Annotated in this window: 11 protein-coding genes; 3 read left to right on the forward strand and 8 right to left on the reverse strand. The window is 40.1% G+C overall.

Going from position 1 to position 8330, the window contains the following annotated elements; translation table 11 throughout:
• Positions 1–200 precede the first annotated feature (200 nt).
• Positions 201–866, forward strand: a complete 666-nt coding sequence (locus tag ICN37_RS07475; RefSeq protein WP_216156234.1) for a Spy/CpxP family protein refolding chaperone — start codon at positions 201–203, stop codon at positions 864–866.
• Positions 867–1169 carry a hypothetical protein gene (locus ICN37_RS07480; protein WP_216156237.1) on the forward strand — a complete coding sequence of 101 codons (303 nt, stop codon included), beginning with the start codon at positions 867–869 and terminating at the stop codon, positions 1167–1169. It abuts the gene before it with no gap.
• Between the two features lie 446 nt (positions 1170–1615).
• Here ICN37_RS07480 and ICN37_RS07485 read toward each other — a convergent pair whose 3' ends face one another.
• A complete protein-coding gene (locus ICN37_RS07485) occupies positions 1616–2653 on the reverse strand; it encodes an STAS-like domain-containing protein (protein ID WP_216156239.1) in 1038 nt (345 codons plus the stop codon).
• 515 nt (positions 2654–3168) lie between these two features.
• Here ICN37_RS07485 and ICN37_RS07490 point away from each other — a divergent pair.
• A complete protein-coding gene (locus tag ICN37_RS07490; RefSeq protein WP_068949143.1) occupies positions 3169–3669 on the forward strand; it encodes a hypothetical protein in 501 nt (166 codons plus the stop codon).
• Positions 3670–4004: 335 nt separating this feature from the next.
• Here ICN37_RS07490 and ICN37_RS07495 read toward each other — a convergent pair whose 3' ends face one another.
• The 7 genes from ICN37_RS07495 to ICN37_RS07525 all read right to left on the reverse strand — a co-directional run bounded on the left by ICN37_RS07495 (position 4005) and on the right by ICN37_RS07525 (position 8212).
• Positions 4005–4283, reverse strand: a complete 279-nt coding sequence (locus ICN37_RS07495) for a type II toxin-antitoxin system RelE/ParE family toxin (protein WP_068949142.1) — start codon at positions 4281–4283, stop codon at positions 4005–4007.
• Positions 4283–4492 carry a hypothetical protein gene (locus tag ICN37_RS07500; protein ID WP_112209613.1) on the reverse strand — a complete coding sequence of 70 codons (210 nt, stop codon included), beginning with the start codon at positions 4490–4492 and terminating at the stop codon, positions 4283–4285. Before ICN37_RS07500 ends, ICN37_RS07495 begins: the two co-directional genes overlap by 1 nt.
• Positions 4493–5058: 566 nt before the next feature.
• Positions 5059–5535 carry a hypothetical protein gene (locus ICN37_RS07505; RefSeq protein WP_216156242.1) on the reverse strand — a complete coding sequence of 159 codons (477 nt, stop codon included), beginning with the start codon at positions 5533–5535 and terminating at the stop codon, positions 5059–5061.
• Positions 5536–5572: 37 nt separating this feature from the next.
• Positions 5573–6046 carry a YHS domain-containing (seleno)protein gene (locus ICN37_RS07510; protein ID WP_216156245.1) on the reverse strand — a complete coding sequence of 158 codons (474 nt, stop codon included), beginning with the start codon at positions 6044–6046 and terminating at the stop codon, positions 5573–5575.
• Positions 6046–6567, reverse strand: a complete 522-nt coding sequence (locus tag ICN37_RS07515; protein WP_216156248.1) for a DinB family protein — start codon at positions 6565–6567, stop codon at positions 6046–6048. The genes ICN37_RS07510 and ICN37_RS07515 overlap by 1 nt, the downstream gene beginning before the upstream one ends.
• Positions 6568–6569: 2 nt before the next feature.
• Complete coding sequence (locus tag ICN37_RS07520; protein ID WP_216156251.1) at positions 6570–7685, reverse strand: hypothetical protein; 1116 nt, start codon at positions 7683–7685, stop codon at positions 6570–6572.
• On the reverse strand, positions 7670–8212 hold the full coding sequence (locus ICN37_RS07525) for a DedA family protein (RefSeq protein ID WP_216156254.1): 543 nt from the start codon (positions 8210–8212) through the stop codon (positions 7670–7672). The genes ICN37_RS07520 and ICN37_RS07525 overlap by 16 nt, the downstream gene beginning before the upstream one ends.
• Positions 8213–8330: the final 118 nt, after the last annotated feature.

The following is an 8330-nucleotide window of genomic DNA, read 5'->3' on the forward strand; positions in this document are numbered from 1 at the left end:
TTCAGTTTGGCTAAGGTGTTGATAGGTCATGGCTACTTTGACTTGCAGGTCTAGAAGCTTTGGATACTAAAACATCCTTAGCCTCCTTAACTAGTTGTTCAAAGTTGCACTTCGTAGTTGAATCCACCTTTTCTTTTTAGAGTAAGTATTTTTCAAAATTACTGTCTAACAACAGTTAGAGACATCCATTTGAGAGAAAAATGAATCAAACCATGCCATTGCGCTCAATTATCATGAGTTTTCTAGTTTTAGTAGCAATATTGCCCGTTAAAGAGTCTTTTGCTCAATGGGGCGGATCCCAAGGCTCTGGGATCCCAGGAATGCCTGGAATGCGAAGGGGCGCCGGGCGCAATGTCTCTAATCCCGACTCTTCCAGCACATCGGCAAATACTCATATCTCAGTGCCTGCTCCAGGCTCACATCTGCTTACTTATGAGCAAATCGAAACTAGATTATCTCGCCTTGAGGAAAGCCTTAAGCTAACATCCGAACAAAGCAAGGCTTGGGGTAATTTTGCAATCAAGGTGAGACTTTATGCGAGTGATGTTGCCAAAGAAAGAGCTAAATTGAATATCGATAGTTCCGCCACCATTGATGGACTGAAATATCTAAATCAATCTACCGAAGATGCAAAAAATCGATATACCAGCTTAAAAGAGGTTGATGAGTCCGCCAAACCGCTTTACAAATTGTTGACTTCTGAGCAAAAGGTATCTTTTGATAGTAAAGTACCTACTTTTATTAATGCAAGTCAAAAAAAGCTGACTCCAAGCCAACCAAACTACAACTTGCCAGAACTCGGTGGATCACCGTCGCCCAACCAAAAATCTGGGTCAGGCACTTTACCAGACTACATTCACCAGTAAATGCGTAACCCCAATAATCTAAGCGGTCATATTCTGCCGACTTCAGGCGCAATGCTTGGTGTATGCATGACCGTTATCAGCATTGTGAAGCTCACTCAGACCAACCGTGGCATTGCCTATTGGGTAGATGACCTCCTAGCTCTAGATGCCCTCATCTTTCTAGCAAGCTCTATCTTTTCATACCTATCCATTCGAAGCAATTCAAAAACGGTTTATTTTGAAGATATTGCGGATAAGTTCTTTATGCTCGCATTGATTTGCATGGGTGCCGCAGTCTTACTTCTGACATATGAAATTGTGTAGGCGGTATGATAGTTGCATCTGGCCGTAAGCAGTCCTTAAATATTGGATACAATAATCTACAAGTAGTTCATCGCTTCAATGGTAGACCTATATATCTAGTGGGTTTGCCATGGAAGATTTGTGAAGATTGCTTCCACACTTTGTTGCACAGAAAGAAAAACGACTTAGGAATTTCTCCCCAAGCCGTTGATTTCATTGGTGGGCCCACCAGGACTTGAACCTGGGACCAAAAGATTATGAGAGCAGAAGCCCATGATAGAGCCATATAAACAGGGGCTCTGCAGGTGGTCAGTGTCGGTGTGTAAGCAAATGTGTAAGCAAATTCACTCATTTACTAGAAGAGCTAGCTCACTCTTTAGTTTTCAAAACCAAATAAATTTTGGAACTACCGTTTAGGACTTTTTTGCTCGAAAGTGGTTTTGAAGGCAGGCATCTCTAGACAACCGCTACAGATTGCTTTGAGCGGCCTTAATCATTTTATTAACTTCTAAATTCTCATTAATGGAATGAATGGTAATTTGTGGATTTTGCTTAACAAAAACACGAAATACTTCATCTGCAAATGCCTGACCAATTGACTCAACACCTTTAAAATCCAAAAGCACAGTTTTGAAGCGATCTACGCGGTTTAAAATTCGTTTTGCTTGTGAACGTGAAATAAGTTGGCCGCCTTCGTAAAGAGCTAGCTTCACCGGAACAATAGTCTTATTAAACGCATAATCCTCTTCTTCCGTTCCGCTAAAACTATCAAACACTTCACGTAAGGTTCTTTCGGAGTTAAGCGCTATCTTCATAACCACTTGAGTTCCTTTGTGACTCCTCTCGTTATGCAACAAAAAGTCCATGCCAGCACTATCAGCGTGCGTAAAGACTAAATCCCCAGAAAAAATAAAAAACTCATCAAAAGCACGAGATGAGAAAAAGATTCCCTGTCCACTGTGATTATTTGGATCAGTCGTTAGCTTTCCCTTACTCAATTCCAAAATAGATTCACGCGGATCTTGCAACTTTAACAATCTGGCAATATGGTCAAAAATACCCTCACCATTGTCCACAATCGAAATCGAAACAAAATCAGGCGTTCTCTCTACATGTATATAAACCTCAGTTCCTTCTGAGTGATCAATGGCGTTGTTAAGTATCTCAGTAAAGCCGTAATGACAGATATTGGCAATTTCTTTAGGCAAGCCATTAAATATTTCACTAAAGTCACTTGAATAGACTTCAGACTCTTCCAGTCCCTTTAATTTAAATAGACCGTCATGAAATCGCTTTATACCTAATTGATATACACGCGCCTTGGTACTTCCGCTGGAAGCTAAAAATCCATCCTTAACTAAGGCTGCAAAATGTGCATGGATAGCCTGCCTAGTAAGGCCAAACTTTGCCATTGCAGCATGAGCTAAATCGAGTTGATTGGCTTTAACGCCATTTACCAAGAACTGGCGTACCTCTTGGGAGCGCTTTGTATTAGCAAATTTCATGTCTATTTTTGTAAAGTTTTATGGAATTATTGTAAAGTTTTATGGAATTATTGTAAAGTTTTTAGTCAGGAATTGACAAGAAACCCTGCTTAAATAGCGTTTAACGATACTCTGAGGCTCTTTTAACCCTATTAACCGCCAAACTAAGTTGGGTTTCTTTGATAGTGGCTCGTATCCACTTGTTATCCACTTTATAGCGACATTGCCATACGGCACTATGCTCGCGTTGATAGAGGGTTAGGTACGGTGTATGAGTTGATGTGTACTTTCTTTTTTAATTGCCATACACATAATTTAGCTTCAGACACCAGGCTAGGACAACCTCTTTGGATGAATTACTGGGGTCCATTTAGCCAAAAGAACTTGTGGCTAGTTGTGGTGGCTAATGGCAATAAATCGAGAATGAGCGTTACTTTAAGTAACGGTAAGGCTTATGGATTTTAATAAAATTCAAACTTTTTACCGCATATGGTAAAAAGAAAGTTGACCTTAGACCTAATCAGAGGCGCCTTCCAATGTTTTATTTACACTGCTCAAAACAATTATTAGATCGGGTCTCTTTAGGCGCAAACAAACCCGCTGGGAAGGGAGACAATATTTTGGGCAATTGGTATGCTAAGGCAATATTTTCAAAACCTCAAGTGGCGTTGTTTGTAAATGAAAGAACCCTACTACCAGTGTTGATGCCACTAGCTCCAGCATCAAACCTAGTAGAGCGATTCCCACAATACCTATTTAAGATCTTGCTTTCTCAAGGTGTAAGCGAATCTTTTATGCAACAGGAGTTAGATCATCTTGATAAGGTGATTTATTGCAAATCAACCAATCGCAGCATCATTGGTATTTTAAATATGTTTACTTATCATCTAGAAGGCTATCAGTCCATGCATTATGCAGATAATTGCTTTTCACTCTCAATGATGATGGCCGATACTCCCTGTGGACCACTCTACAAAAGCACAATCACACCTGGTAATGCTCTAAGGGAATTCGCTCTGAGTGGACAAATTCATTAATTTATATATCCTGCAAAACGTTACTTAAAGTAATGCTCAAAAGACAAAACCCCCACCATTGCTGATGAGGGTTTACTTTTCTGGTGGGCCCTACCAGGACTTGAACCTGGGAGCCAAGGATTCCGATTTGTGTAGCTTTCACTACTCCCTGGACTATTCCTTCACCGTATTCATTTCTGAACTTAGATGGGTGCCGTCTAGTCTCTACACGTTCAAAGTATCTCTACTAAGCTTCGCTCGGCGTTAGCTTGGATATTTCTACCTTTAGCTTTCTCCGAATTTGACACCATTCACACAGCGACTATCACTATGAATCATTGAATTAAAGAGGCCCATTACTCGTCTTGACGTTTTAAATCTCTATAGAAATTTTCATGCGGGCCAAATGTTAATAGTTTGATACTTTCTGCATCCAAAATTCGATACGCCAATAAACATTGTTGCTGAGACAACCTAAATTTATAAACGTATACGCCTAACAAATCTCCCACCTTTGCCTCGCCGATCTCAGGATCTTTGCAAATAAGCTTAAGTGCAGCATCTAACTCTAGCTTTTGCGGTGTATGCAGTTTTTTTGTAGCCTTTGCAAAAGTGGCCGTGACCAGTAAACGCATTAGTTAAAAACGTACTCACCAACGACTGGCTCTTGATCGGCAATCAAGATCTCGCGAATCAAAGAGAATGGTAAATCTGGGTTTTCTTGAGCGATCTTGCCGATTTGCGACCAATACTCAATCTGCTTAGGTACTGAGCGATGCTCAACACTTCCAAACACTTTAGCTTGCTCAACAAGGTTTTCCGATAATTTCACGTTAATAGACATGATTGTTCTCCGTTAGGTGGTTCCATTATAGCGCAATAAGTTCCTTTTGGGAACCTATATAAATCACCCACTTTTACCTTGCCATATAGCAAATAAGCCCTTAATGGTCGCTGGAGTCCCAGAATTTTTACGAATCCCACTTCCACCAACAGCTCTTTAGACTTATTCATCGCCAAGTCAAACTTAGTCTCTTTGGTAGTGGCTCGTATCCACTTGTTATCCACTTTATAGCGACATTGCCATACGGCACTATGCTCGCGTTGATAGAGGGTTAGGTACGGTGTATGAGTTGATGTGTACTTTCTTTTTTAATTGCCATACACATAATTTAGCTTCAGACACCAGGCTAGGACAACCTCTTTGGATGAATTACTGGGGTCCATTTAGCCAAAAGAAAGTATGGCTAAGAGTGGGGATTAATGGCGAGTTGTGGAGCTATGTTGGAGGGATGAGCATTACTTTAAGTAAAGCTTATTTATCTTTCATTTCATTACTAATTTGCTTCTGTAGAATAAAGCGATGAAATAGGGCATGAAAAAACATTCTCTCTCAAGCCCTTGGCATTATTACTTCTTAATCAGCGCCAACCAAACATTGCGGTTGATTAAAAATAACCAAGCACACGCAATCCATACTCCGCAGGCTAAAGTAAATAACTGCCCACCATCGCTAGAACCGTCTGTATTGACCACTGCAATACCAAGTGGAGTAAACAAGTGAAAGAAGATCGCTCCGCTAATGACGCCCAAGCCCATTACGGCACCTGCAATTTGAACCCAAGGGTTTTTCTTGTAAACAAATGCCCCAACAATCAATAGAACCGAGGCAATTAACTCAAAACAGCCTACTACTCTTGCTGAAAAAAGACCGCCGGGTGCAAATAAACCTGGAAAACCCAATGAAGCAGCCCATGGATCCAGCTTACCTTCAAAGATGTAGACAGTTTCAGGTGAGCCAGTGAATTTAAAGAATAAAGACTGAATAAACACAAATGACACATAGATTGTCAAAATCCAAGCCCAGTTTTTCTTAATAAAGTTCATACAAAACCCCTTTGATAATTGAGTGCTGATTTATGGATTACTTCTTCAATAAAGTGTTAAATTTTTTATCTGCATCAATAATGTACTTCTCAGGACTCTTTCGCCATGTACTCTGTACATCGGCGTCATAGTTTAAATATAGCTTGCCATTAATAATAGTGAACTTATCGGGTTCAATGCTCACTAAATTATCAACCGCTACTCCGTAGGCGCAATATCCTCCATACTGAGGTGCATACTTTTCTGGATTAGCTTTAAATAAATCTAGATTCGCTTTAGAGGCAAATAGCCACTTAGCGCCACTCCAGTCCATCGAAAATTCTTCCTTACCTTTAACGGGCTTATTGTCGGTAAAGTACGCAACAGGGTCATATCCTCGTATTGCGGTACCGGTTTGTCTATCAAATAAACCGCCACTTAATGTATTGATGGGAGGAGCAGCAAAAACAGTCCCCTGTACTGAGAAGAACAATAATCCAATACTGATGATTTTATAAAAGAGTGATTTCATTAGACCTCCAATTTTTGAGATTCAAGATAGGCAATCGTTGAGGGAGCATAACCAAAGTATTCATCCAGAGGGATTTCAAACTGCTTGCAGATCGGCTTAATAATTGCCAAATGATGCACGCAGTGGCTATTTAAAAAGGATAATTCACGTCCTACGGTAGATTGACTGCTAAATAAATATTCTCCGTTGCTACCACCCACACAGCTAACCTCGATAGGCTCTTCAATTTCTAATATAGTATTTTCGTTCAATTGTTTAGCTAACTTTTCAATGCGCTCAACAGCTTCAGTGGAACTGCTCTCTAAAAGCTCATCACGCTTCCTCAAGTCATAATTTATTTGGCTAGAATTTCTGAATACTAGAGCATCATAATGTTCAATAATATGACGTATGTGGCCGCCAATTGAGTTGGGGTACGAACCTGTATTGCCATGAACGAAAAATAGAGCTAGTTTTTTTAGAGCAATTAAATTAATCGCAGTGTATTCAACCAACTGTTGATCAGTATTTTGTAGGGCCATTTTTAATGTGTTCCGGGGTATAGCTTACTTAACTTCTTATCCCGCAAATAAGATTGATAAAACTCTTTAAAAGATTGAGTCTTTACACCACGTCTTCTGTTGTACTCCCCAATCATGAATGCTAGATTAAACTGCATGAATAAATCCTTCCAGGCCCTTAATAAGCTGTAATCGGCATCCCAAATGTGCGTTGATTCAGCACTCGCACCATTAATTTCCACAATTTTGAAATTTAACCCTTGCTCAAGCTGAGCAAAACTCTCGTAACGAATATCAAAACGTCCAAAATAAAATTCTGGAAGCTTTTTAGAGATGCTATCAAACGTAGTAATTAAAGTGGGGCTTATCAGGTCTCGCCCATCTTTAAAGATAGCCCCTTTACTGTGGTTCCCAGCAAATACCAGTCCTATCTTCTCCCCTTTTTCGGGAATTGATGCGAGCTTGTGTTGGAGACGTGGGAAATAAATATGTGTCAATTGACTAGCGCGCGCATCACTTTCAATCAATTCCTTCAGAGTTTTGACTCCATCCCCAAGAACCGCTGGAAAATGTTTCAAGGTTAAGGAAATGATTTTGCCTTTTTCTTGATACGGAAGCCTGCAATAAAACACGCCAGCTTCTGACTCATAAGGAATGAGCTCTTGGCAAATAATAGATTGATTTACGGGGAATGCACTCAAGTAGCTGGCAAGCTCATCTTGACTTTTAATGAGATTGACTCCCGCTCCACGGCACCCTAAATCGGGCTTAGCAACGAAAGGATAGATAATACCGTACTCAATAAGTGATTGCTTAACTTGTTCAAGTAAGACATTTCCAGACTTCTTCCCTTTAGTCACCAGAAAATGTTTAGCCGCATACTCAGGCAAATATTGAGAAACAATATTCAATATTTCATTTTTAGATTCGCCTACAAACTGACCATCGGCTAGTTGAGGATTTACTGCAGTAGGCAGCATGATGCTGCGATGGCGAATCATCAAGTAGATTACATATATGTATACAGGAAAATAGAATAGCCAAGCCGGCCAAAACTCAAAGAAACTAAGGGGTTTCCCCTTCCGCTTGTTACCCTTAACTTCTCTAACAATGCTATGAGACTTCATAGCTCCCTCCATTTAGACTTAATCCATGGATAGGCAAAGGTAGTTAAAGCCAAAATCAATAAAGGCAAGGTAACAGCTATTGACTTAGGAATTGGCAGGACATCGGCGATAGCTGAGCCTAAATAGATACTGCCTAGATAAAGACTGCCAGTCCATACCAAAACTGCCAACATGACTAAAAAGCTAAAAGTCCATAAATTGACATGCTTAAGTCCTAAGTAAACATAACTAACCAACCTTAAGCCGGGGGTCATTCTGGCAATAAATATAGTCCCAGCCAATTTATATTTATTTAACTGGCTACTATCTTTTGGAAGATTATCTACAAATCGCCTTTTCAGAAACGGAATTTTCCTTGAATAGTAGCCTGCCGCATAGAGCAAGAGATCCCCAAGAGCAATACCAAACCAAACCGCCAAGAAAGACTCACTCCAAAGCAAAGATCCTGCGGTTGAGATTGCTACTCCGGCCGCAACAGCAAGATCTTCAAATAGAAAACTAATCAACACCAAACCTAGTATTAAATATGGTGGATTCAACTACGAAGTGCAACTTTGAACAACTAGTTAAGGAGGCTAAGGATGTTTTAGTATCCAAAGCTTCTAGACCTGCAAGTCAAAGTAGCCATGACCTATCAACACCTTAGCCAAACTGAAC

The organism is Polynucleobacter sp. P1-05-14 (assembly GCF_018881675.1).
Taxonomy (GTDB): Bacteria; Pseudomonadota; Gammaproteobacteria; order Burkholderiales; family Burkholderiaceae; genus Polynucleobacter.